At 68.3% G+C, this 24,279-nt stretch carries 25 protein-coding genes; 4 read left to right on the forward strand and 21 right to left on the reverse strand.

Going from position 1 to position 24,279, the window contains the following annotated elements; all coding sequences use genetic code 11:
• Positions 1-72: 72 nt before the first annotated feature.
• Positions 73-768: a COG3650 family protein gene (locus tag NFH66_RS13650; RefSeq protein WP_349610755.1), complete on the reverse strand. Its 696-nt coding sequence runs from the start codon at positions 766-768 to the stop codon at positions 73-75.
• 139 nt (positions 769-907) lie between these two features.
• Positions 908-3,208, reverse strand: coding sequence for a 5-methyltetrahydropteroyltriglutamate--homocysteine S-methyltransferase (gene metE / locus NFH66_RS13655; protein WP_349610756.1), 2,301 nt, complete (start codon positions 3,206-3,208; stop codon positions 908-910).
• A 100-nt stretch (positions 3,209-3,308) separates the two neighbouring features.
• Between metE and NFH66_RS13660 the strand changes: the two genes are divergently transcribed.
• The gene (locus NFH66_RS13660) at positions 3,309-4,223 is read left to right on the forward strand and encodes a LysR family transcriptional regulator (RefSeq protein WP_349610757.1); all 915 of its coding nucleotides are present in this window, start codon (positions 3,309-3,311) and stop codon (positions 4,221-4,223) included.
• A gap of 2 nt (positions 4,224-4,225) precedes the next feature.
• Here NFH66_RS13660 and NFH66_RS13665 read toward each other — a convergent pair whose 3' ends face one another.
• Together NFH66_RS13665 and NFH66_RS13670 are read right to left on the reverse strand one after the other, a co-directional pair.
• Positions 4,226-5,839: an ATP-binding protein gene (locus tag NFH66_RS13665; RefSeq protein ID WP_349610758.1), complete on the reverse strand. Its 1,614-nt coding sequence runs from the start codon at positions 5,837-5,839 to the stop codon at positions 4,226-4,228.
• 3 nt (positions 5,840-5,842) lie between these two features.
• Positions 5,843-6,556: a winged helix-turn-helix domain-containing protein gene (locus tag NFH66_RS13670; protein WP_349610759.1), complete on the reverse strand. Its 714-nt coding sequence runs from the start codon at positions 6,554-6,556 to the stop codon at positions 5,843-5,845.
• A gap of 363 nt (positions 6,557-6,919) precedes the next feature.
• On the opposite strand from NFH66_RS13670, the gene NFH66_RS13675 reads away from it, so the two are divergent.
• Positions 6,920-7,141: a DUF3565 domain-containing protein gene (locus NFH66_RS13675; protein ID WP_349610760.1), complete on the forward strand. Its 222-nt coding sequence runs from the start codon at positions 6,920-6,922 to the stop codon at positions 7,139-7,141.
• A gap of 21 nt (positions 7,142-7,162) precedes the next feature.
• Here the strand turns inward: NFH66_RS13675 and NFH66_RS13680 are convergent, their stop codons facing one another.
• The 6 genes from NFH66_RS13680 to NFH66_RS13705 form a co-directional block, all read right to left on the reverse strand.
• The gene (locus NFH66_RS13680; protein ID WP_290231217.1) at positions 7,163-7,342 is read right to left on the reverse strand and encodes a PLDc N-terminal domain-containing protein; all 180 of its coding nucleotides are present in this window, start codon (positions 7,340-7,342) and stop codon (positions 7,163-7,165) included.
• Positions 7,343-7,532: 190 nt separating this feature from the next.
• Positions 7,533-8,582: an NAD(P)H-dependent flavin oxidoreductase gene (locus NFH66_RS13685; RefSeq protein WP_349610761.1), complete on the reverse strand. Its 1,050-nt coding sequence runs from the start codon at positions 8,580-8,582 to the stop codon at positions 7,533-7,535.
• Positions 8,583-8,650: 68 nt separating this feature from the next.
• Positions 8,651-9,172 (reverse strand): retropepsin-like aspartic protease family protein, encoded by a 522-nt coding sequence (locus NFH66_RS13690; RefSeq protein ID WP_349610762.1) that lies wholly within the window; start codon positions 9,170-9,172, stop codon positions 8,651-8,653.
• Between the two features lie 56 nt (positions 9,173-9,228).
• The gene (locus NFH66_RS13695; RefSeq protein WP_349610763.1) at positions 9,229-9,975 is read right to left on the reverse strand and encodes a sulfite exporter TauE/SafE family protein; all 747 of its coding nucleotides are present in this window, start codon (positions 9,973-9,975) and stop codon (positions 9,229-9,231) included.
• Positions 9,976-9,987: 12 nt separating this feature from the next.
• Positions 9,988-11,343 (reverse strand): MFS transporter, encoded by a 1,356-nt coding sequence (locus NFH66_RS13700; RefSeq protein WP_349610764.1) that lies wholly within the window; start codon positions 11,341-11,343, stop codon positions 9,988-9,990.
• Positions 11,344-11,409: 66 nt separating this feature from the next.
• Positions 11,410-11,583 carry a hypothetical protein gene (locus NFH66_RS13705; protein WP_349610765.1) on the reverse strand — a complete coding sequence of 58 codons (174 nt, stop codon included), beginning with the start codon at positions 11,581-11,583 and terminating at the stop codon, positions 11,410-11,412.
• Positions 11,584-11,853: 270 nt separating this feature from the next.
• On the opposite strand from NFH66_RS13705, the gene NFH66_RS13710 reads away from it, so the two are divergent.
• Complete coding sequence (locus NFH66_RS13710; protein ID WP_349610766.1) at positions 11,854-12,849, forward strand: LLM class flavin-dependent oxidoreductase; 996 nt, start codon at positions 11,854-11,856, stop codon at positions 12,847-12,849.
• A gap of 88 nt (positions 12,850-12,937) precedes the next feature.
• Positions 12,938-13,366, forward strand: coding sequence for a hypothetical protein (locus NFH66_RS13715; protein WP_349610767.1), 429 nt, complete (start codon positions 12,938-12,940; stop codon positions 13,364-13,366).
• 54 nt (positions 13,367-13,420) lie between these two features.
• Here the strand turns inward: NFH66_RS13715 and NFH66_RS13720 are convergent, their stop codons facing one another.
• The 11 genes from NFH66_RS13720 to catA all read right to left on the reverse strand — a co-directional run bounded on the left by NFH66_RS13720 (position 13,421) and on the right by catA (position 23,762).
• Positions 13,421-13,825, reverse strand: coding sequence for a hypothetical protein (locus NFH66_RS13720; protein ID WP_349610768.1), 405 nt, complete (start codon positions 13,823-13,825; stop codon positions 13,421-13,423).
• Between the two features lie 97 nt (positions 13,826-13,922).
• Positions 13,923-14,738: a universal stress protein gene (locus NFH66_RS13725; RefSeq protein WP_349610769.1), complete on the reverse strand. Its 816-nt coding sequence runs from the start codon at positions 14,736-14,738 to the stop codon at positions 13,923-13,925.
• Between the two features lie 19 nt (positions 14,739-14,757).
• A complete protein-coding gene (locus tag NFH66_RS13730; protein ID WP_349610770.1) occupies positions 14,758-15,987 on the reverse strand; it encodes a benzoate/H(+) symporter BenE family transporter in 1,230 nt (409 codons plus the stop codon).
• Between the two features lie 60 nt (positions 15,988-16,047).
• Positions 16,048-16,779 carry an ABC transporter ATP-binding protein gene (locus NFH66_RS13735; RefSeq protein ID WP_089676160.1) on the reverse strand — a complete coding sequence of 244 codons (732 nt, stop codon included), beginning with the start codon at positions 16,777-16,779 and terminating at the stop codon, positions 16,048-16,050.
• Positions 16,776-17,543: an ABC transporter ATP-binding protein gene (locus NFH66_RS13740; protein ID WP_349610771.1), complete on the reverse strand. Its 768-nt coding sequence runs from the start codon at positions 17,541-17,543 to the stop codon at positions 16,776-16,778. Before NFH66_RS13740 ends, NFH66_RS13735 begins: the two co-directional genes overlap by 4 nt.
• A 3-nt stretch (positions 17,544-17,546) precedes the next feature.
• Positions 17,547-18,596, reverse strand: coding sequence for a branched-chain amino acid ABC transporter permease (locus NFH66_RS13745; protein WP_349610772.1), 1,050 nt, complete (start codon positions 18,594-18,596; stop codon positions 17,547-17,549).
• Between the two features lie 13 nt (positions 18,597-18,609).
• Complete coding sequence (locus NFH66_RS13750) at positions 18,610-19,470, reverse strand: branched-chain amino acid ABC transporter permease (protein ID WP_349610773.1); 861 nt, start codon at positions 19,468-19,470, stop codon at positions 18,610-18,612.
• A 66-nt stretch (positions 19,471-19,536) separates the two neighbouring features.
• Entirely contained in the window at positions 19,537-20,709 is a 1,173-nt protein-coding gene (locus NFH66_RS13755; protein WP_349610774.1) for an ABC transporter substrate-binding protein, read from the reverse strand.
• Between the two features lie 92 nt (positions 20,710-20,801).
• A complete protein-coding gene (benB, locus tag NFH66_RS13760) occupies positions 20,802-21,290 on the reverse strand; it encodes a benzoate 1,2-dioxygenase small subunit (RefSeq protein WP_349610775.1) in 489 nt (162 codons plus the stop codon).
• Between the two features lie 12 nt (positions 21,291-21,302).
• Positions 21,303-22,670, reverse strand: a complete 1,368-nt coding sequence (locus NFH66_RS13765; protein ID WP_349610776.1) for a Rieske 2Fe-2S domain-containing protein — start codon at positions 22,668-22,670, stop codon at positions 21,303-21,305.
• A 117-nt stretch (positions 22,671-22,787) separates the two neighbouring features.
• Positions 22,788-23,762, reverse strand: coding sequence for a catechol 1,2-dioxygenase (gene catA, locus NFH66_RS13770; RefSeq protein ID WP_349610777.1), 975 nt, complete (start codon positions 23,760-23,762; stop codon positions 22,788-22,790).
• Between the last annotated feature and the right edge of the window lie 517 nt (positions 23,763-24,279).

The following is a 24,279-nucleotide window of genomic DNA, read 5'->3' on the forward strand; positions in this document are numbered from 1 at the left end:
GGATTATTTGCCATGAAAAGCGCAAATATCCGCCTTGGATATTCGATAAAAACGAAAACAATCCTGAAAGCGTCAGGGGGCAATGCCCTGGCCGCAGCCCCGATACTGCTCCCCGTCGACGCTGAGGGTCACCCGCGCCGGGAAGGGCTCGCCGCTCATGTCATCGAGGCAGGCGCCGGCCTCGATGCGCAGCGTGAAGGGGGTATCGCCGCGACCGCTGGCCAGGATCACCCGCCCAGCCTCGTTGTCGAGGGTCGTCACCCGGTAGGGCAGGGTCTGCTCGCGGTTGCCATAGTCGAGGGTCAGGGTGACCTCGGGGCGGTCGTGGGCGAGGCTCGCCATCCAGCCCGGCTCGTTGCCCCGCGCGTGGAACATCACCCCGGGGCGCTGCTTGCGGGTCAGCGCCTGGCGGCGCAGGCGGACCTGGCACTCCAGGCGTCCGCGCGGCGACTCGACCACGGCCCCCTCCCCCTTGTTCCAGAAGCTCAGCTCACCCTGCTCGAAGCGCGCCCCGCTGGCCACCACGGCGGGGGCCAGCCGCCAGGCGCCATGGGCCGACCACAGCCGCAGCTCCTCCTCGTCGGCGGCGGTGACCAGCGCCTGGTCCGGGGTGCAGCGCCAGGCGGTGAAGGCCTCCCCCTCACCGGGGAAGAGGGTCGAGGGCAGCAGCGGGGCCTGGCCGGTCGGGGTGATCGGCGCGGGGGCGCTGGCACAGCCCCCCAGCAGCAGGGTGGCGACGCACAGGACGGGGGCGAGCGAGCGGGGCATGGCGACTCCTTGCATGAGCGGGATCCGATGGCCCCGAGCATAGCAGCTCCCGCCACCTGCTGGCGCCACCCGGCCATGGCGCCACCCGGCCATGGCGCCACCCGGCCATGGCGCCTGCCGCCAAGGTGCCAGGGCGCGCTCAGCCGAAGCGTCGCCGTAGCTCGCGCGCGGCCGCCACCATGTTGGCCAGCGCCGGCTCCACCTCCTCCCAGCGCCGCGTCTTGAGGCCACAGTCGGGATTGACCCACAGCCGTTCGGCGGGGATGCGCTCCGCCGCCCGCGCCAGCAGCCTCGCCATCGCGTCGACCTCGGGCACGTTAGGCGAGTGGATGTCGTAGACGCCGGGGCCGATCTCGTTGGGATAGGCGAAGTCGCGGAAGGCGTCGAGCAGCTCCATGTCCGAGCGCGAGGTCTCGATGGTGATGACGTCGGCATCCAGGGCGGCGATCGCCTCGATGATGTCGTTGAACTCGGCATAGCACATGTGGGTGTGGATCTGGGTCGCATCGCCCACCCCCGAGGACGCCAGGCGGAAGCAGGCGACCGCCCAGTCGAGGTAGCCGGCCCACTCGCTGCGCCGCAGCGGCAGCCCCTCGCGCAGGGCCGGCTCGTCGATCTGGATGGCGCGGATGCCGGCGGCCTCGAGGTCGGCCACCTCGTCGCGCAGGGCCAGGGCGATCTGGCGACAGGTGGTCTCGCGGGGCTGGTCGTCACGCACGAAGGCCCACTGCAGCAGGGTCACGGGGCCGGTCAGCATGCCCTTCATGGGGCGCTCGGTCAGCGACTGGGCATAGGCGCTCCAGCGCACCGTCATCGGCCCCGGACGGCTGACGTCTCCGACGATCACCGGCGGCTTGACGCAGCGCGAGCCGTAGCTCTGCACCCAGCCGAAGCGGGTGAAGGCGTAGCCATCGAGCCGCTCGCCGAAGTACTCCACCATGTCGTTGCGCTCCGCCTCGCCATGAACCGGCATGTCGAGACCCAGTGCCTCCTGGCGCGCCACGGCGTGGGCGATCTCCTCCTCCATGCGCGCCTCGTAGGCGTCGCGGTCGAGCTCGCCGGCGCGATAGGCGCGCCGCGCCGCGCGGATGGCGTCGGTCTGGGGGAAGGAGCCGATGGTGGTGGTAGGAAAGAGTGGCAGGTCCAAGGCCCGGCGCTGGGCCAGGGCCCGCCGCGGGTAGGGGCTGGCGCGCTCCTGGTCCGTCGGCTCCACCCCGGCCAGGCGGTCGGCGACCTCGGGCCGGTGCAGGCGGGGCGAGTCGCGGCGGGCCTGCAGGGCCGCGGTGGCGTCCGCCAGCCGCTCGTGGTCGGCCGCGGTGGCGCGGCCGTCGAGCAGGCGCGCCAGGGTCACCGTCTCGTCGAGCTTCTGGCGGGCGAAGGCGAGCCAGCGCTTGAGCTCGGGATCCAGCTCTGTCTCTCGTGCCAGGTCCACCGGCACGTGCAGCAGCGAGCAGGAGGGGGCGATCCACAACCGCTCGCCGAGGCGCAGCCGCGCCGCGGCCAGGCGTTCGCGCCACAGGGCCAGGTCGGCGCGCCATACGTTGCGCCCGTCGATCGCCCCCACCGAGAGCACCTTGTAGGCGGGCAGGCGGTCGAGCACGGCCTCGAGCTCGCCGGGGGCACGCACGGCATCCACGTGCAGCCCGTCGGTGGGCAGCGAGGCGGCCAGCCCCAGGTTGTCGCCAAGGCCGCCGAAGTAGCTGGCCAGCAGCAACTTCACCGGGGCCCGGGTGAGCGCGTTGTAGGCGGCCTCATAGGCCTGTTGCCAGGCCTGCGGCAGCTCCTCGGCCAGCGCCGGCTCGTCGAGCTGGACCCACTCCACCCCCTGCCCGGCCAGGCGCGCCAGCAGTTCGGCATAGACCGGCAGCAGGGCGTCGAGCAGCGCCAGGCGGTCGAAGGCGACCTCACCCTTCTCCTTGCCCAGCCACAGCCAGGTCAGGGGGCCGAGCAGGGTCACCTTCACCGGGTGGCCGAGCGCCCGGGCCTCGTCGACCTGCTCGAACAGCCGTGAGCTGGCCAGGCGGAAGGCCTGGTCGGCGTGTAGTTCGGGTACCAGGTAGTGGTAGTTGGTATCGAAGTACTTGGTCATCTCGCAGGCCGCGGCGGGCGCGCCGCTGGGCGCGCGGCCCCGCGCCATGCGGAAGGCGGTGTCCAGGCCGACCTCGCCACGGGCCACCTCCTCCTCGGCGGCGAAGCGCGCCGGCACGGCACCCAGGGCCACCGAGAGGTCGAGCACCTGGTCGTAGAAAGCGAAATCGCCCACCGTCACCAGGTCGAGGCCTGCCTCGCGCTGCTCCGACCAGTGACGGGCGCGCAGCTTCCGACCCGCGTCCTCAAGGCCCTCGCGGTCGAGCGCTCCTTGCCAATAGGCCTCTACGGCCTTCTTGAGCTCACGATCCGCACCGATGCGGGGGTAGCCGAGAATATGAGTCCTGGTCATGTTTCCACCTGTCTTCATGAAAGATACGATGGATTCTGACTGGCCATATCAGGTGAATCAAACTAAACTTCCTAATCTTTAAAATGAAAGCGACTCACCCATGCTCGAGCTGCGACACCTCCGCACCCTGACCGCCCTGCGCGATGCTGGCTCCCTGGTAGAGGCGGCCGAAAGGGTCCACCTGACCCAGTCGGCCCTCTCCCACCAGATCAAGGACCTGGAGGAGCGACTGGGCAGCCCGCTGTTCGTGCGCAAGACCCGCCCGGTGGAGTTCACCCGGGCCGGCCAGCGGCTGCTGACCCTGGCCGAGCAGGTGCTGCCCCAGGTACGCATGGCCGAGCGCGACCTGGCGCGACTGGCCGGCAACGAGCAGGGGCGGCTGCACATGGCCATCGAGTGCCACAGCTGCTTCCAGTGGCTGATGCCCACCGTGGACCACTTCCGCGATCACTGGCCGGAGGTGGAGATCGATATCCCCGGCGGCCACCACTTCGACCCACTGCCGGCGCTGGCCCGGGAGCAACTCGACCTGGTGATCACCGCCGACCCCCAGCCGCTTCCCGGGGTGCACTACGAGCCGCTGTTCCGCTACGAGGGGCTGCTGGCGGTGGCCCGCCAGCACCACCTGGCTGGCAAGGGCTTCGTCACCCCGGAGGCGCTGGCCGAGGAGACCCTGATCACTTACCCGGTGGAGCACTCGCGGCTGGACGTCTTTACCCAGTTCCTCGACCCGGCGGGGGTGCGGCCGAAGGAGGTACGCACTGCCGAGCTGACCATCATGATGATGCAGCTGGTGGCCAGCGGCCGCGGGGTCTGCGCGCTGCCCAACTGGGCGCTCACCGAGTACCTGGAGCGCGACTACGTCAAGGCCGTGCCGCTGGGCGAGAAGGGCGTATGGAGCACGCTGTTCGCGGCGATTCGCGAGGAGACGCGCAGCGCGCCATGGATGGAGGACTTCCTGCGCAGCGCCCGGGAGACCTCCTTCGCGGTACTCGACGGCATCAAGCCGGCCTGAGGCTAGCCGAGCTCGTTGCCCTGTGGCAGCAGCAGGGTAAAGCGCGCCCCGCCAAGCTCGGCGCTGTCGTCCACACTCACGCTGCCGCCATGCCAGCTCATCACCTTGTGCACGATGGAGAGCCCCAGCCCATAGCCCCCGGCGCTGCGCGTGCGACTGTCATCCAGCCGCGCGAAGGGCTTGAAGATCGCCTGGCGCTCGGCTAGCGGCACGCCGGGACCATCGTCTTCCACGTCGATGCGAACCAGGGCAGGCTCGCGCCGCACACGGATCAGCACCCGGGAGCCGGCATGCCGACAGGCGTTGCCCACCAGGTTCTGCACGGCACGCTGCAGGTAACGCGGCTCGGCCAGCAGTTCCACCTCGGGCCCCTCGGCAAGCTCGAGGGTCAGCCGCTCATACAGCGGGCTCAATGCCTCGATCACCCGCTCCGCCATGGCGCGGCAGTCCACCAGCACGGCATCCATCTCGCACCCGTTGATGGCATCGCTGCCCAGCCGTGCATAGGTGAGGATCTCGTCGATCAGGCCATCGAGCTCCTGGATGTCACCATCGACCCCCTCGAGCTGCCGACGCACCGCCGGTTCGTCGGTCATGTCCTGGACCATCTGCACGGCGAAACGCAGGCGCGCCACCGGCGTGCGTAGCTCGTGGGAGACGGCGCGGATCATGTCCTGCTGGGCACGCAGCAGCGACTGCACCTGGGCGGCCATGCCGTTGAGCGCCATGCCCAGGCGGCCGACGAAGTCGGCACTCTCCACCTTGACCCGGGTATCGAGCCGTCCAGCCGCGATGCGCGAGGCCCCCAGCTCCAGACGCACCATGCGCGCCTCCACCCCGCGCACGATGAGATAGATGGTCACCCCCAGCACGACCAGCATGATCAGCACCAGCAACAGCTGCAGCGATCCCGGCATCGGCTCGAAGGCCTGGACCGGACCGATCACCAGCCAGCTGGCATCGCCGCTGCGCTCCTGGAGTGCCAGGTAGATCGCCACCGACCAGCGCCTGGGCAGCAGCTGAATGACGACCTCACCGTCGGTAAGCCGACGCAGTTGGTAGTCATCCAGCCCGCCGGGCGGTGCCTCCTCGAGGGTGACCGGCGCCCACCCGCCCGCCAGGCGTTCGAGCCTGGCCTGACGGGCGGGAGGCGGCACCGTGGCCAGCCACTCGCCGAGCAGCACGGTCAGGCCACGCAGCTGGTGCTCGCTGAGGTTGGTGAGTTCGACGCGCAGCAGGCGTTCGCTATCGGGCAGCAGCGACAGTAGCCTCCAGCCCTGGTCGTCACGCGGCTCCACCAGCACCTTGCCGCGGGACAGGCGCAGCCGGGAGAAATAACCCAGCGAGGCCTCCTCCAGCGGCCCCACGCTGGCCCGCATGTCCAGGCGCTGCCCCTGGGCATCGAGCCAGGAGTCATGGGCCGCGGGCGGCAGCGCCATGAGCCGCTCGGTCAGCAGCCGCATCGGCGCCTCGGCCAGCTGCTCGCGATGCGCCTCACGGCGCACCTGGTCGACCAGCGCAACACCCAGCAGGCCGAGCCCGAAGGTCAGCAGCAGGGCCAGCGCCAACAGCAGGTACACGCGCAGGAAGGTGCTGTCGGCCAGGGCCCGATACATGGTTCAGGCATCCTTGACGAACAGGTAACCCTTGCTGCGCACCGTCTTGATACGGTGCGGCTGGTTGGGGTCGTCACCGATCTTGGGACGGATGCGCGACACGCGCACGTCGATGGAACGGTCCTGACCGTCGTACTTGATGCCGCGCAGCTGGGAGAAGATCTCCTCGCGGGTCAGCACCCTCCCCGCGTTGCTGGCCAGCAGCCAGAGCAGGTCGAACTCGGCGCTGGTGAGCTCGATGCGCTCGCCCGCAAGCCACGCCTCGCGGGTCGCGTTGTCGATCTCCAGCTCGCCGAAGACGAGGCGCGTCTCGCCGCTGGGCGCGACGACCTCGGAACGACGCAGCAAGGCGCGCATGCGCGCCAGCAGCACCCGCGGCTGTACCGGCTTGGCCACATAGTCGTCGGCGCCCATCTCAAGGCCCAGCACCTGGTCCATGTCATCGGTGCGAGCGGTGAGCATCAGGATCGGTCCGGGGTAGTCGCGGCGCACCCGGCGGCAGATCGACAGCCCGTCCTCGCCGGGGAGCATCAGGTCGAGGATCACCAGGTCCGGCTGCAGGGCGAGGATCCTGTCGACGCCGCGGGCACCATCGGCCTCCAGGGTGACTCGGAAGCCGTTGGCCTCGAGGTAGTCGCGGGTCAGGCCGGCCAGGCGCTCGTCATCCTCGACGATCAGCACATGGTCCTGTTCTCGGGGCGGCAGACTATCGTCCATCCTCGGGTCAACTCCATGGGTCATTGGGTGGCGGCTGCCGTGAAGGGGCTTGCCGCCTTTCACTAAAGTATATCTGAAAACACGCCATCCGCCTGTGCAACCGGCCTCGACACGGCGTGTGGCAAGGAGGGTTGGCGCGGGTTAGTCGCGAGGAATAGCCCGGGCGAGGTATTGCCAGCACCGGCCAACGCGGCCCACACTGATCAAGCCTCGCCGGTGCGAGGCCATGCCTCCGGAGACCTACCATGGACAAGAGTGTCATCAAGCGAATCTACGTCCCCACCCATGTGCGTACCCTGCCCAGCGGCGAGCGGGTCAGGGTGCCCGGCCACTACAAGGCCCCACCGGAGCGCCGCTAGCACCATGCGACAGCCCATCGTCGGCTACCATCGCGACGAAGAGGACCACTGGGTCGCCGAGCTGGCCTGCGGCCACAACCAGCATGTACGCCACCAGCCGCCCTGGGTGGAGCGCCCCTGGGTCACCAGCGAAGCGGGGCGACGTTCACGCCTGGGCCTCGCGCTCGAGTGCGTCAAATGCGACCGCGGCGAGCCCCCGGACAACCCGGCCCGAGCGCCTGCCTGACGGTCTCTGGCCGAGGAGTCGCTATCCCTTAGGGCCGAACAGGAACCACACGATCAGCCCCAGCAGGGGGAAGAACAGCAGCACCAGGATCCAGATCAGCTTGGCCAGGCCGCCGGCCGAACTCTTGGCCACCTTGACGATGGCCCAGATGATGATGATCAACCAGATCAGGCCCAGCAGCCCGGTCACCTCGATACCCATTCTGAACACCTCCTTGTTGCCATTCTTGTTGCCATTGTCTGGATTGCCTCGCCCCATCATTGGTAGCACAGCCACCGGCGGCGGACCAACCGTCACTCCATGGCGACAGGACCCATCTCCTGCCCTGCCCCCGGCACGCCAGTCGACTCACCCCAGCACCGCGGCGGCGGCTGGCGCACCAGCTCTCGGCTCACACTCCAGCGGCCAGCTCGGCGATCACCTCGGCGGCGGGCACCTCGCGACAGCGGCTGGCGTTCTGGCCGGCCCACAGCGGCGAGAAGTCGCCGCTACCGGACGCCTCGGCGGCGGCCCGCAGCGGTGCGACGGCAGTGCTGGCCAGGGGAAAGGCCGGCGCCGCCTCGCTGATCGGGCCCAGCTCGCGCATCAGTCGGGTGACGATCCCCCGCGCCGGGCGGCCGCTGTAGAGGTTGGTCAGCGCCGTGTGGCGCGCCGCCTCGGACTGCAGGGCCCGGCGATGAATGGCCGAGATCATGGTCTCGGAGCAGCAGAGCAGGGCCGTGCCCACCTGGACGGCCTCGGCGCCCAGCGCCAGGGCCGCGGACACACCGCGCGCATCGGCGATGCCCCCGGCGGCGATCAGCGGCAGCGCCACCGCCTCCCGCACCTGGGGTAGCAGCGCGAAGGTGCCGACCTGGGTGGTGAGCTCCTCGGTCAGGAACATGCCGCGATGCCCACCCGCCTCCAGCCCCTGAACGATCACCGCATCGGCGCCGTGGGACTCGAGCCAGCACGCCTCCTCCACGGTGGTGGCCGTAGACAGCACCATGGCCCCCCACGCCTTGACCCGCTCGAGCAGCACCGCGTCGGGCAGGCCGAAGTGGAAGCTCACCACCTCCGGGCGCCAGGGCTCAAGCGCGGCGCAAGCCTCGGCGTCGAAGGGCCGCCGCCCTGCGCCTTCAGGCACCGCATCGAGGGTTAGGCCGAGCTCGGCGTAGTAGGGAGCCAGCGCCCCGCGCCAACGCGCCTCGGCCCCGGGGTCGGGCTCAGGCGGGGTGTGGCAGAAGAAGTTGACGTTAAGCGGCGCCGCGCTGGCGGCGCGAAAGGCGGAGATCTCCGCCGCCATGGCATCCGGGGTGAGCATGGCGCCGGGCAGCGCCCCAAGGCCACCGGCCTTCGCCACGGCGATGGCGAGGTCGCTGCCCTGGGCACCGGCCATGGGGGCCTGCAGGATCGGCCGTGCGATGCCAAGGCGAGCCTGCAACGAAGACGATGGGGTCATAAGGGCACTCCGTTGGAACGATACTCCAAGAGACTGCCCGGCCGCCCTTCACGACGCAAGCGCTGCCGTCACTCGCCGGCGGGGGTCAGCACCATGCGGGCATCGCGGATACGAATATCGAAATGATTGAGAAAGCTCATGCCCAGCAGGGCGCTGTCGCCTTCAAGCCCTGGGCTGATGGAGCCACGCACATCGCGGGCCACATGGCCACCCAGGCTGACCTCGTCGAGGGTAGTGAGCTCACCGCGTACCCGGCCGTTGGCGGTGTTGAACCAGGCGCTTCCCGTCGCCTCCAGCCCCAGCCGTTCGGCCATCTCCCGCGGCAACGCCACGTAGGTGGCGCCGGTATCCACCAGGAACTCCACCGCCTCGCCGTTGATGCGGCCCGTGGCCACGAAGTGGCCGCCGCGGTTACGCTGCAGCACCACCGGCCCGCCCTCCTCCACGGCGCTGACCAGGTGGCCGTTGGGATTGCGCTGGCGCTCCACATAGCCGTGAAACCACCAGGTTCCGGTGGCGATGAACAACATCCAGAACAGCAGCATCATGCCGAGGCCGGTGCGCCGCACCGCCCTGTTGTCATCTGTCATCGCGTTCCCCTTCGCCTGCCTGAGGGTTGGACCTCCCGAAACCGACCAGACTCCCGCTATCCGGACACCGCACGCACCAGCAGGTAGCTGCCCATGGCCAGCAGGCCGCTGTGGAAGGCGCGCCGGAAGGTCGCTTCCGAGAGGCGCCCGCGCAGCCACTGCCCCAGCCGCATGCCCACCAGCGCAGGCACCACCGCCGCCAGGGAGAGCAGGCCCAGCTCCACACTGAGCAGACGCTGGCCGCCCAGGGCGAGGCCCAGCGCCAGGGTGGTGGTCACGAAGAGCACGCCCATGGCCTGGATCAGCATCTCCCGCGGCAGGCCCAGGGACTGCAGGTAGGCCACGCCCGGAAAGACCGAGGAGCCGGTCATGCCGGTCAGGAGGCCGGTCAGGGCCCCGTTGACCGGCGCGGCATGGCGCCCGCCGCCGACCAGCCTCGCCAGGCCCAGGTTGCACAGCCCGGCGAGCGCATAGAAGACGATCAGCACGCCCAGTAGCCCCGAGAGCCAGCGCACCTCGACCCGGGCCAGGACGCTCACCCCCAGCCACACCGTCACCACCGAGGCCAGCAGGAAGGGCCAGAGCTGCCTGACGATGCGCCCCAGGTAGCCCCCGACCAGCGCCTGCCAGACATTGGTGATCAGGGTGGGCGCCAGCAGCAGCGCCATGGCCGGCTGCAGCCCCAGGGTGGCGGCCAGCAGCGCCAGCGACACCGTGGGCATGCCCATGCCGATGATGCCCTTGACCCCGCCGGCCACCAGGAAGGTGGCGGCGACAAGCAGCAGGGTGAGCGGTTCCCCCATCACGCGCGCCCCTCAGCGGCCATTGCGCGCCTCCCACTCCGCCGCCGCTCGCTGGCCGCGTGCCTGGTCGACGGCCAGACAGACCAGGATAGCGATGATGAACAGCGCGGCGCAGAGCAGGATCGAGGCCTGCAGCCCCACTACCGACTGCAGCAGGCCGAGGGCCACGATACCGAACACGCCGGCCAGCTTGTTGGCCAGGCCCCAGAAGCCGAAGAACTCGGCGGCCTTGCGGGTGGGCGAGAACAGTCCCACCAGGGCGCGGCTGGCGGACTGACTGGAGCCCAGCGATAGCCCCGCCAGGCAGCCCACGACGAGGAAGAGATGCTGGGCCTCCCAGCCGAGGCCAAGGCGGGTATTGAGCACGGCGGTGACCTCGGGAGTGGCCCAGATGGCAATGATGGCCGCCACCCAGAGCCCCAGGGTGAAGAGATAGGTAACCTTGGTGCCGATGCGGTCCTGGAGGAAGCCGAAGCCCAGCGCCCCTGCCGCCGCGGTGACCTGCACGATGATGAACATCAGGTTTCGGATCGATTCGTCCCAGCCGATCACCTGGGCACCATAGATGAAGGCGAAGGCGATGATGATGTAGACCCCGGCCATGGAGAACAGCAGCGAGACCAGAAAGATGCCCAGGTCGCGGAAGCGCTTGAGCTCATGGAGGGTGGTGGAGACCCGCTCCCAGGCGATCTCGCGGTAGGGCTTGCCCGGCGGCTGGGGGATGCCGCGCTCCTTCACCCACAGGAAGGTGGGGATGGCGGTGACCAGGAAGAAGGCCGCCGCGAAGGGCCCCACCCAGCGGATGCGCTCGAAGTTCTCTGCGCTGGCCTCGCCCAGCGCCACCAGGGTGAAGCCAGCGGCGAAGAGCCCGCCCACGTAGCCCAGCGCCCAGCCGAAGCCCGAGATCTTGCCCAGGTCCTCCGGCGGCCCGAGGTCGGGCAGGAAGGCGGCGATGAATGACTCCCCCATGGAGTAGGCGTAGTTGGAGACCACGATCAGCACGAGGCCCAGTACCACGTAGCCCGGCGCCACGAAGTAGAGCATGGCGGTGGTGGCCACGGTGGCCAGGTAGCTGACAAACAGGAAGCGCTTCTTGGAGGCCTGGTAGTCCATCACTGCCCCACACAGGGGGCCGGTGATCACCACCAGCAGGTAGCTCACCGCCAGCGCCAGGCTCCACAGGAAGTTGGCCAGCCGGTAGCCGTCGCCGCGGTCACCCACGATCACCGTGGTGAACAGCTCGCCGAACACCACGGTGATGATCAGCAGGGTATAGGCCTGGTTGGCGAAGTCGAACATCGCCCAGCCGAGGATCTCCTTGCGCGAGGCACGGCTCCTGGCGGGTAGCGGGCTGTCGGTCGAGCGCATCTCAACGTCCCTGTGAATAGCGGTTCATCACCTTAGCAGCACGCCCTCGGTCTAGCGAGATCACAGCTAGCGCAGCAGCGTAAGCACCAGCGCGGTACCTCCCACCAGCAGGGCGATGATCACCGCGATATCGACCAGCCGATCGAGCCAGCGATCGAAGCGCACGCCATCGGGGGCGGACTCTCGCCGTGGGGTAGCTCCCCGCCGACGACGGTCACCTGTGATGGGAAAGAGAGGCATGGCGGAAGTCCGGTTTCACCACTTGTTGCTAAAGCTTACGACCTCCGCCGCCGGCGGGCCAGCGACACGCTGCCCGCGCGGCGAATGATGCACCGATTGACCGCGTTGTGGGCCCGGCGTAACCGCTCCAGGAAAAGGAGCATGGGCAGCGCAGCACACCCGCTCGTCATGCGCTCGCCAAGAAGCATGGCCGCAGGCCATTGCATCGGCAGGCGTCCGCCCCCATCCACTCCCTGAAGCAGGCTAACTATCCCCCCAATCGGAGCCGTCATGCCCCGTCTCGCCGATACACCCCTCTCCGTCCTCGACCTCGCCCCCATCCGCGAAGGCGGCAGCGCCGCCGACAGCTTCCGGGAGAGCGTGGCCCTGGCACGGCTCACCGAGCGCCTGGGCTATACCCGCTACTGGCTCGCCGAGCACCACGGCATCGAGGGCATCGCCAGCGCCGCCACCGCGGTGCTGATCGGCCATATCGCCGGCGCCACCGAGCGCATCCGGGTGGGCAGCGGCGGCATCATGCTGCCCAACCACCCGCCGCTGGTGATCGCCGAGCAGTTCGGCACCCTGGAGACCCTCTACCCGGAGCGCATCGACCTGGGCCTGGGGCGCGCGCCGGGCTCCGACGCCGCCACCATGGCGGCGCTGCGCCGCGACCCCTACGCCGGGGTGGAGGACTTCCCCCAGCGCCTGGAGGAGCTCCAGGGCTTCCTCGGCGACGAACGGCCCGGCCAGCGGGTGCGCGCGGTGCCCGGCCAGGGCACCCGGGTGCCGATCTGGCTGCTCGGCTCCAGCGGCTATAGCGCCCAGCTGGCGGCGCGGCTGGGCCTGCCCTTCGCCTTCGCCGCCCAGTTCGCCCCGGGCTACCTGTTCGAGGCCCTGCGCCTCTACCGCGACAACTTCCGCCCCTCGGCGGTGCTGGAGAAGCCCCACGCCATGGTGGGGCTGCCGGTGGTCGCCGCCGACAACGACGCCCACGCCGCGTACCTGGCCACCACCTCCCAGCAGAAGTTCCTGGGCATGATCCGCGGCCAGCGCACCTGTGCCAGGCCGCCGGTGGAGCACCTGGAGATGACCCCCATGGAGGAGGCGCAGCTGCAGCAGTTCCTGGGGGCGGCCATCGTCGGCGGCCCCGAGACGGTGCGCGACGGGCTCGAGGCCTTCCTCGAGCAGACCGGCGCCGACGAGCTGATGCTCAACACCGACGTCTACGCCCAGGCGGATCGCCTGAGGAGCTACGAGATCGTCGCCGAGGTGTGGAAGGGATAGTCCGGGCCGGAAGGAACGAACCTTGCCCGCGGCTTTCCAAGGGGCAGTCCATTTCGCGGCGCCGCGCGCCGCCATCCAGGAGAGTTCGATGCCCGATTCCCGAGGCCCCCACCGCGATCCCCGCCAGAATCCCGCCTGGCGGGCCGCCCAGGCGTGGCAGCAGCGCGCCCGCCAGAGTCAGGGCGGCGGCCTGCTCGACGGCCTGAAGATGCTGGCCGCCTGGCTGCTGTTCGGCACCCTGATGATCGTGGCCATGGTGTTCGGCCTGGTCTTCCTGCTGCTGGGCTGGGCGTTGATGCCGCTGCTGCGCCACCGCCTGAAGAAGCGCATGGAGCAGATGCGCGCCGAGCAGGCCGAGAGCGTGGATGGCGGCAGCTTCCACTACCGGGAGACCCGTTATCGAGAGACCTACGCCTCCCGCGACAGCCACGACAAGCATCAGGTGCTGGAGGGAGACTATGAGGTCAAGGGCGGGGAGGCCCAGGAGGGTGAGCACAAGAGGCCCGAGCGCCCCTGAGCGACAAGGCCCGCCATTGCGGCGGGCCCTGAAGAGGGATGAAGCCCTGTGAACTCAATGGCTGCCCAGCGCCTCCAGGGTGCCAGCATTGGGGCAGAAGTCGCAGGCTTCGGGCTCCGGCCCGCTCGCCAGCACCCGGGCACAGAGCGACTTGTGGGGGCATAGGCTACAGACCCGCTCGAGATCACGCTTCACACCATTACCGACCGTCAGGGGTGTCATGGGGTCGACGCCGTGCACCACCATCATGCGCGGCAACAGATCGTATACCGAGCCCCCGTCGGACCAGAACAGCGGGGAATCGATCCGCGCCAGCCCCAAGTCATTAAGGCGTGATTCGCGCCTAGCCTCGTCAAGGTCGAGCCAGGCCCGGTGCTGGCGATGTCGCCGCCAGGCACCGGCCACGGTGTGAGCCAGACGTCCGGCCGTGGCGTGGATACCGTCGCGTAGTATCGTCATGAGTAGGCCTCCTTCAGGTCAGATCCATGAAGGTCACATTAGGCCAGCCCAGGCCACACCGCCTTGACCTGCATCAGCCAGATGGCACACTGATGGCTCAGCCGACATCGGCCGGGCGCAGCACCGCCACCGGACATCGCACCTCGTGGAGCACCTCATGGCTGACGCTTCCGGCCACCACCTGGGAGAGGCCGCTGCGCCCATGGGTGGTCATCGCCAGCATGGCGTTGTGGCTGTCCGCCAGGTAGCCGACGATGGCGTCGGCCGGGTCGCCATGCAGCACCTCCCAGTCCACCTCCACGCCGTGCTCGTGCCCCAGGCGACGGGCCAGGCCGTGAAGATAACCGGACTCCATCACGTCGGCGTGGCCACCGTCGCGGGGCACCGCCGCCGCGGCGCTGACGTCGATCACCTGGAGCAGCTGCAGGCGCGCACCGAAGCGTGCGGAGAGGGCCAGCGCATGGGGCAGGATCGCCTCGGAGAGGCGCGAGCCATCGACGCAGACCATGATCGTCTCCACCCGCTCGTGGCGGTCGGGGGCGTAGCGCGGCCCGCACAGGAAGACCGGTCGGGGCGCGCGACGCACCACCCCGGCGGTGACGCTGCCGATCAGCATCTCGGGCACCGGGCGCCGCCCATGAGCGCTCATGCAGAGGCCGGCCTGGTCGTCATCGAGCAGCGCGGCCAGGGCATCCTTGGCGCTGTCGCCGATGAGCACCGTGACCTCGGCCGTGGCGCCCTCCTCCTCCAGCGCGGCGGCGAGCGCCGTGCGACGCGGCTCGGCCCGCGCGGGCTCGGCCACCACGGAGACCAGCGACAGCGCGACCCCCGACTGGGCGGCCAGGCGGGCGCCCAGCCGCAGGCCACGGCGCGAATAGTCGGACTCGTCCATTGCCACATGCAGCTTGTTCATGCGGTTTCTCCTGTAAGCACTATTGTTGTTTGCTGGATGCCGCCGACCCGGCGGATGACGACGCCTCCCCACCGCGGCCGGGCAGCCGGAAGGGGCGATGCAGCAGCTGGTAGGCCAGCGCCCCGGCCACCACGCCCCAGAAGGCCGACCCCAGTCCCAGGAAGCTGACCCCCGAGGCGGTGGCGATGAAGGTGATCACCGAGGCCTCGAGGTGCTCCTTCTGGGCGGCGAAGGCGCTGACGTTGCTGGTGATGGCGCCGATCAGCGCCAGCCCCGCCAGCACCGCCACGAACTCCCCGGGTAGCGAGGTGAAGAGCGCCACGATGGTGCCGGCGAAGGTGCCGCCGATAAGGTAGAAGACGCCGTTGGCAACCCCGGCCACGTAGCGCTTGTCGGGGTCCTCGTGGGCCTCCTTGCTGGTGCAGATCGCCGCGGTGATGGCCGCCACCACGGTGGTGATGCCACCGAAGAAGGCGGTGCCGAAGGAGGTCAGGCTGGCCACGGTGACGATCGGCTTGGCGGGGGTCGAGTAGCCGGAGGTGCGCAGGATCGCCATGCCGGGCAGGAACTGGCCGGTCAGGCTGACCAGCACCAGCGGGATGGCGAGGCTGAGGGTGGCGCTCCAGCTCCACTCGGGGCGGATGAACTGCGGCTGGGCCAGGCTCAGCGACACCCCGTCGAGGCTCGCCCCCTCCAGCACCACCGCCAGCACCACGCCGACCAGCAGCAGCAGCACCAGGCTATAGCGCGGCGTCAGCCGCTTGGCCACCAGGTAGGCGACGAGCATGCCGATGGCCAGCGCGGGGACCGCCTCCAGGGCCACGAACACCCCGACGCCGAACTGGAAGAGGATGCCCGCCATCATGGCGCTGGCGATGCCCGGCGGGATCAGGCGGATGATGCGATCGAAGGAGCCGGTGACGCCGATCACGAAGAGCAGCACCGCCGCCACCAGGTAGGCGCCCACCGCCTCGCCCAGCGACAGCTCGGGGAAGAGCGTCACCAGCAGCGCCGTGCCCGGCGCCGACCAGGCGGTGACCACCGGTACCTTCAGCCACAGGCTGAGCAGGATGCCGGAGACGGCGGCGCCCAGCGAGATGGCCCATATCCAGGAGGTCATCATGGCGCTGGAGATCTCGGCGCTCTGGGCGGCCTGGAAGAAGATCGCCAGCGGGCCGGAGTAGGAGACCAGCACCGCCACGAAGCCGGCGGTGATGGCGGGGACCGAAGCGTCCTTGAAGAGTTGCATGGCAGGGGTTCCCGAAGAGTGATGCATGGAATCGCCCCGGCGGCGGCCGCCGGGGCGGCGTCAGGCGACGCCCAGGTGGGTATCGAGGATCGCGGGGTCATCCTTGAGCCCCTGGGCATCACCGGCGTAGACCACCTCGCCCTTGACCAGCAGCACGTGCTTCTCGGCCACCTCCAGGAGGTTGTCGATGTTCTTGTCGACGATGATGGTGGCGATGCCGGACGCCTTGATCTCGCGGATGATCTTCCAGATCTCGTCGCGGATCAGCGGCGCCAGGCCCTCGGTGGCCTCGTCGAGGATCATCAGGTCAGGGTTGGTGGTCAGCGCCCGGCCGATGGAGAGCATCTGCTGCTCGCCACCGGAGAGGAAGGAGCCGTCGTGGTGGATGCGCTGGCCCAGGCGCGGGAAGGTGTCCAGCACCCGCTCCAGCGTCCAGGGCGTCTCGCCCCGCTCGTTGGGCCGCGCGGCCATGATCAGGTGCTCGCGCACGCTGATGCCGGGGAAGATCCCGCGCCCCTCCGGCACATAGCCGATGCCCTGGCGGATCAGCTGCCAGGGGCGCCGCCTGGCGGTGGAGACGCCCTTGATGAACACCTCGCCGCGGCGCGGCGGCACGAAGCCGAGGATCGACTTCAGGGTGGTGGTCTTGCCCATGCCATTGCGCCCCAGCAGGCTGAGGGTCTCGCCGGGCATCAGGGTGAGGTCGACGCCGTGCAGCACATGGCTCTCGCCGTAGTAGGTGTGCAGCCCGCGGGCCTCGATCAGCGGGGTGATCTGCTGCTGTGCGGTCATGCGGTGGCCTCCTCATGGTGGCGCCCGAGATAGACGTCGCGCACCTTCTCGCTGGTGCGGATCTGCTCGGTGGGACCGCTCTCCAGCAAGCATCCATCCACCATCACGGTGATGCGGTCGGCCAGGCGGAACACCGAATCCATGTCGTGCTCGATCAGCACCAGGGTGTAGCGGTCGGTGAGGCTGGCCAGCAGCTCGGTCACCTGGGCGGTCTCCTCGCGGCCCATGCCGGCCATGGGCTCGTCGAGCAGCATCAGCGACGGCGCCGTGGCCAGCACCATGGCGATCTGCAGCTGGCGCTGCTCGCCATAGCTCATGTCGGCGGCCGGGGTGTAGGCGCGATGGGTCAGCTGGCAGGTGTCGAGCACCTCCAGCGCCCGCTCGCTGACCCGGCGCGCCTGCCGGCGGGAGCGCCAGCTGCCGAACACGCCGCCCATGTGGATACGCGCCGCCAGCTCACAGTTCTGCAGGCAGTTGAGCCGCGGGAAGATATTGGTCTTCTGGTGGCTGCGGCCGATGCCCATGCGGGCGATCTGGCGCACGCTCCTGCCCTGGATCGGCCGGCCGCGGTAGCGCACCTCGCCCTCGGAGGGCGGGATCTCCCCGGAGAGCAGGTTGATCAGGGTGCTCTTGCCGGCGCCGTTGGGGCCGAGGATGGCGTGGATCTCGTTGGGGGCGACGTCGAAGTCGACGTCGTTGACCGCGACCAGGCCGCCGAAGCGACGGGTCAGGCCCCGGGTGGCAAGGATCGGTTCCTGGGTCATGGCTCAGCCCTCCTCGCCCTGGGTGGCAGGTTTCCCCGGTGTCGCCTCGTCGGCCGCCGGCTCATTGGCCGGTGCCCGGCGGCGCCAGGGCGGCGCGATGATCACGCCGGCGATGCCGCGTGGCAGCACCAGCACCGCGGCGATGATGGTCAGGCCCATCAGGATCGGCCAGTGAGTGGTGGCATGCTCGTAGACGAACAGCAGGATCTCGTAGGCGAAGGCACCCAGGATCGGCCCGAAGATGGTGCCCATCCCACCCAGGATCAGCATCATCAGCACCTCGCCGGAGGTGTGCCAGCCCAGCTGCGCCGGGTTGGCGAAGCCGTACTGCATCGCCGCCAGCATCCCGGCGATGGCGGCCATCACCCCGGCGATGACGAAGGCGACCAGCTTGTAGCCGGCGGTGGCATAGCCCAGCGCCTGCATGCGGTGCTCGTTGTCGTGGATGCCGTCCAGCACCTGGCCGAAGTAGGAACGGGTCAGCCAGCGCAGGAAGAGATACCCCGCCACCAGCAGGCCGAGGCAGAAGTAGAAGAAGGTGTAGGGGTTGTCGAGGTCCAGCAGCGCCGTCTCGCCGAGCGTCAGGCTCGGCCGGAACATGATGAAGACGCCATCGGTACCGCCGGCGAACTGGGAGGTGCTGATGAAGTAGTAGAGCATCTGCCCGAAGGCCAGGGTGGTCATGATGAAGAAGATGCCCTTGGTGCGGATCACCAGCATGCCGACGACCAGTGCCGCCACCGCCGCCACCAGCATCACCAGGGGCAGCATCCACCACAGCGAGGCGGGGCTGAACTCGGGGCTGGCCAGCGCCAGGGTGTAGGCCCCCAGGCCGAAGAACAGCGCGTGGCCCAGGCTGACCAGGCCCACCACCCCCACCAGCAGGTCGAGGCTCATGGCGAACAGCGCCAGGATCAGCATCAGGGTGATCTTCTCCAGGATGAAGTCGGCCTGGCCGCCGAACACCGCCTCGCCCCACAGGGGGAAGGTGGCGACGATGGCGGTGAGGGCCAGCATGATGGCCATCACGCGCTTGGGATAGGTATGTAACATGGTGTCGCCCTCCTCAAGCGAACAGTCCGCGTGGCTTCACCAGCAGCACGGCGGCCATGATCAGGTAGATCACCATGCTGGCGAGGCTGGGGATCAGCACCGACCCGAAGGTGGTGGCCATGCCGATCAGGATCGCGCCCCAGAAGGCGCCCTTGATGGAGCCGATGCCGCCGATCACCACCACCACGAAGCAGGTGATCAGGATGCTGTCGCCCATGCCGGGGGCGATGGAGGTCAGCGGGGCGGCGATCATGCCGGCGAAGGCGGTCAGCGCCACGCCGACACTGAAGATCAGGGTGAACAGGGTGCGCACGTTGATGCCGAGCCCCTCCACCATGTCGCGGTTGACCGCGCCGGCGCGGATGATGATGCCCAGCCGGGTATGGCGGATGACCCAGTAGATGACCCCGGCCAGGGCCAGGCAGACCCCCATCACGAACAGCCGGTAGACCGAGTACTGCAGGTTGTCGGTCAGCTGCAGGCTGGCATCGAAGGGCGCCGGTATCGCCACGCTGTGGACGTCGCCGCCCCAGATGATGCGCTGCGCCTCGTTGATCACGAGTATCAGGCCGAAGGTCAGCAGCACCTGGTAGAGGTGGTCACGCTTGTAGAGCGTGTCCAGGAACAGCCGCTCGATGACCAGCCCCAGGGCGACGGCGATGGGGATGGCGATGACGATCGCCAGCCAGAAGTTACCGAGCCGCATGGTCAGGTCCCAGACCAGGTAGGCCCCGATCATGTACATGGCCCCGTGGGCCAGGTTGATGATGCCCATGATGCCGAAGATCAGGGTCAAGCCACTGGCGATGAGAAACAGCAGCAGCCCGTACTGCAGCCCGTTGAGGAGCTGCACACCAAAGAATGCGAGATCCATGACGATCTCCTCCGCGATGGAAAGGGGCGAGCCCTGGCCCGCCCCGGGTGTCAGGGGATGGCCGGCTTACATCTGGCAGGCGTCATCCGGTACCTCGAGCTGCTCTACAGCGGTACCGACGACCTCGTGCTGGCCGTCCCGAATCTCGCGCAGGTAGACGTTCTGGATCGGATGGTGGGAGTTGGAGAAGCTCATCAGGCCGCGCGGGCTCTCGAGCTCTACCTGGGCCAGGGCCTCGATCAAGGCGTCCCGGTCCTCGGTATTGCCGCCGACCGCCTCGAGCGCCTGGACCAGCATGGCGCCGGTGTCATAGCCCTGCACCGAGTAGGTGTCCGGGGCCACGCCGTAGGCGTCCTGGTAGGCCGACACGAAGGAGCGGTTGGCCTCGCTGTCCAGGGTCTCGGCATAGTGCATGGTGGTCAGCACGCCTTCGCCGGCACCGTCCATGGCTGTGATGTTGCCCTCGGTGAGGAAACCCGAGCCCAGCAGCGGGATGCTCTCCTTGAGGCCGGCGGCGGCATAGTCGCGCACGAAGCTGACCCCGCCGCCACCGGCGAAGAAGGTGTAGACGGCGTCCGGGTCAATGCTCGCGATCTGGGTGAGATAGCTCTGGAACTCGGTGCTCGGGAAGGGTACCAGGATCTCCTCGACGATCTCGCCGCCTTCGGCCTCGAAGGCCTCCTTGAAGCCGGCCACGTCCTCCTTGCCGCCGGCATAGTCCCAGGTGATGGTCACGACCTCGCGATGCCCTCGCTCATAGGCCACCTTGCCCATCGGGAAACTGTTCTGCCACATGCTGAAGGAGGTGCGGAAGACATTGGGCATGCACAGCTGGTTGGTGGCGGCCTCCAGGCCGGCATTGGGGATGATGGTGATGGCACCGGACTGCTTGGCCACCCGCAACATGCCCATGGCCACCCCGGAGTGGACCGGGCCGATGACGAAGTCGACGCCATCGCCCTTGACCAGGCGGCTCATGTTCTGGGGCGCCTTGGAGGGGTTGGCCTCGGAATCGAGTTGCACGTACTCGACATCCCGGCCGCCGAGTTGACCACCGTTCTGTTCGATGGCCAGTTTCAAGCCGTTGGTGATGGCCTCGCCCAGGGCCGTGTAGGTGCCGGAATAGGGCAGCATCAGGCCCACCTTCACGGGGTGATTGTCGGCCATGGCGCCGAAGGCGGACATCAGGGTAGCGGTGCCCAGCACGCTGGCGAGGGCGGTCTTCTTGAAGTTTTTCATGGGGGGTTCCCAGGGGTCGCTTGTTATCGGCTTGCTATCGTGCCGGGACATCCCTGTCCCGCTGTCGTCCCTGCCGGTCAGATGTGAGTCGGTCAGATGTGATAGATATCGATGACCTGGTGGATATAGTCGTTGTTGAGTTGCACGACCTTGCGGGTGATCAGCGGCTGCTCCCCGGACACGTCGAGCGTGTAGAAGGAGCTGCCGAAGAACTCCAGGGTCTTCTTGTAGCGGTGCACCAGGGTGTGCCAGTTGAAGCGCAGCTCCAGGGTGTCACCCTCCTCCTTGAGCACCTCGATGTTGCTGACCAGGTGCGTGGTACGCGGCTCCGGCGTGCTCGCCCCGCTGCGCTCGGTCTTGATCCGGTAGACCCGGTCCTCGAGACCCTCGCGGTTGGGGTAGTAGATCAGCGAGATCTCGCTGTGCGGGTCGCGGCTCAGCTGGTCGTCGTCGTCCCACGCCGGCATCCAGAACTCGGCGTCCTTGCTGTAGCAGGTCAGCCACTCGTCCCACTCGCGGTCGTCCAGCAGGCGCGCCTCGCGGTACAGGAAGGCCTGGAGGTCCTGATAGTTGATGCTCATGGTCTCTTCCCCTTATGCGGATGCGGTGGCGATGAACTGGCTGCGTTCCTTGTCGATGGCGCGCAGCATCTCGTCGACCCAGTGCTTGTGGTGCACCACGTAGAGGCCCTCGTCCTCGGGTGAGGCGCCGCTGAGCAGCGGCTTCATGCCGATCGCCTGGGCGTTGTCGTCGGCGCCCTCGATCCACTGCTTGGCGCCGCGGGAGAGGTCGTTCCACTCGGCCAGGGCACCGTTGTAGCCCTCCTGGCAGGCGCGGAACTCCTCGAGGTCGTCCGGGGTGCCCATGCCGGAGACGTTGAAGAAGTCCTCGTACTGGCGGATGCGGATGCGACGGTTCTCGGCCGACTCGCCCCTGGGCGCGAAGCAGTAGATGGTGACCTCGGTCTTGTCCACGTCGATCGGGCGCAGCACGCGGATCTGGGTGGAGAACTGGTCCATCAGGTAGACGTTGGGGTAGAGGCAGAGGTTACGCGTCTGGTTGACGATGGAGTCGGCACGCGCCTCGCCGAACTCCTTCTCGATCCACTCCTTGTTGCTGTAGACCGGGCGCACCTCGGGGTTGAGCAGGCGCGTCCACAGCAGCATGTGGCCGTTCTCGAAGGAGTAGAAGCCGCCCAGGCTCTTGGACCAGCCGTCGGCGTCCACCGCCTTGGTGCCGCCGGCCTCGTAGTTGCGGCGGTCCATGGTGGAGGCGTAGTTCCAGTGCACGGTGCTGACGTGGTAGCCGTCGGCGCCGTTCTCGGCCTGCAGCTTCCAGTTGCCGGTGTAGGTGTAGGAGGAGGTGCCGCGCAGGATCTCCAGGCCTTCCGGTGCCTGGTCGACGATGTTGTCGATGATCTTGGTGGTCTCGCCCAGGTGCTCCTCGAGCGGCTTGACGTCATCGCTCAGGCTGCCGAACAGGAAGCCCTTGTAGCTCTCGAAGCGCGGCAGGCGCTTGAGGTCGTGGGAGCCTTCCTGCTTGAAGCCGTCCGGGTAGGCCCCCGTCTTCTCGTTCTTGGCCTTGAGCAGCTTGCCGTCGTTCTTGAAGGTCCAGCCGTGGAAGGGGCAGGTGAAGGTGCCCTTGTTGCCGCGCTTGCGGCGACACAGGGTGGCGCCGCGGTGGGCACAGGCGTTGATCAGGCCGTGCAGCTCACCCTGCTTGTCGCGGGTGATGATCACCGGCTGGCGACCCATGGTCACGGTGATGTAGTCGCCCGGCTCCTCGACCTGGCTCTCATGGCCCAGGAACAGCCAGTTGCCCTCGAAGATGTGCTTCATCTCCAGGTCGAAGAAGTCACGGTCGGTGAACATGCTGCGGTGGCAGCGGAAGATGCCCTTCTCGGCGTCGTCCTGGACGGCACCGCGGACGCGTTCTTCGAGTTGGTCAAGCTTGCTGGTCATGGCGTAATCCTCATTATCTTGTCGTGACAGCGTGGGGCGGATCCGGTGCCAGGCCTGCGTGGAGGCGCTGTCCCCGGTGCCCCGCGCTGGAGGCAACCAAAATGCTCCGGGGGGCGATCAGACCTTGGCGGTACCCGCCAGCTGGCTGGCCTGGTCGGCCTCGTCTTCCTTGGCGCGGGGACGGGCGTGGCGCACCTGCAGCTCCGGCTTGTCGGTCTTGGCCAGCTCGACGTCGAACACCACCTCGGAGAAGGGACCGTCCATCTCGCGCTTGGCGATCTCGCCGGCGTCCTCGATGCGCTCGGCCGGCACCACCAGCTCCTCGCGGGTGGCGAAGGCGAAGTCATCAAAGGTGTAGGGGTCGCCCGCCAGGTTGATCTGGGTGGTCAGGTGCTGGTGACCCGGCGCGGAGATGAAGTAGTGGATATGCGCCGGGCGCTCGCCGTGGCGACCCAGGGACTTCAGCACCACGTCGGTGGGGGCGCCTTCCGGCACGCCATAGCCGGAGGGGATGATGCTGCGCGCGGTGTAGCGGCCTTCCGCATCGGTGTAGATGGTGCGGCGCAGGTTGTACTCGCTCTGGGTCTTGTCGAAGAAGGAGTAGCCGCCCTTGGAGTTGGCGTGCCAGATCTCGACCTTGGCGCCGGCGATCGGGGTGCCGTCGACGTCACGCACCTGGCCGGTCAGCCACATCGGCTCGGCCTCGGTGTCCTGGCCGTCGTCCATGCGCGCGAAGCCCTCGGCCTCCGGGGCGCCGGCGACGTAGAGCGGGCCCTCGATGGTGCGCGGGGTGCCACCGGTGCGCTTGGCCTCGGCGTCGATGGCGTCCTGGCGCATGTCCAGGAAGTGGTCGAAGCCCAGGCCCGGGGAGAGCAGGCCGAACTGGGTCTGGCTGCCCAGGGCGTTGAGTAGGTTGACGGCGGACCAGTACTCCTCCTGGGTGACATCGAAGTCGTCGATCAGCTTGAACAGGTCGGAGATCAGGCGATGCACGATCTGCTTGGAACGCTCGTTGCCGCCCTCCTGGTCGAAGCCGGCGATGGTCTTCAGGAAGTCCTGGACCTCGGGGGTGTCGAAAATCTTCACGGTCATGGAAGTCACTCTCTCTGGTTGTGGTTATGGCCTGCGCGAGCGTCAGGGGAGTGCAGGGCCAGGCGTGGGCTCTTGACACCGCTCCGGTGGAAACCAGGCACGGCGTCGCTTGTTGTGATGAGCTTGATTCTGGTCAGCTCTCCTGCACGTCACCAATATCGTTTGAGTTGCTGGCCATACTTCATAGGTATCGCTGGAAGGGAGCCACAAGGCGAGAGGTCCGCCTACTGAATTGCAGAAAAATCATTCTTAAACAATGAGTTGAAAATCAATGGCAGGAGACCAAAGCGTGAGCGGGACCCGCGCAAGCCTTACCTTCGCGATGACGCAAGGCGTGAAGCCGCTGGCCGGCACCACTGGAAGCCGCCGGCAGCGGGGCAAGGCGCTCGCTATGAACGCTGAGTCCACCCTGATGAGCGCCGGTCATAGACCAAAGATGGAACGACGCCCGCCGGGCCGTAGGGAAGGAGCCCTGGACGAGGCGAAAAAGGGCCCGTGCTGCCATGACAGCCACGGG

This window comes from Halomonas sp. H10-9-1, from assembly GCF_040147005.1.
Taxonomy (GTDB): domain Bacteria; phylum Pseudomonadota; class Gammaproteobacteria; order Pseudomonadales; family Halomonadaceae; genus Halomonas.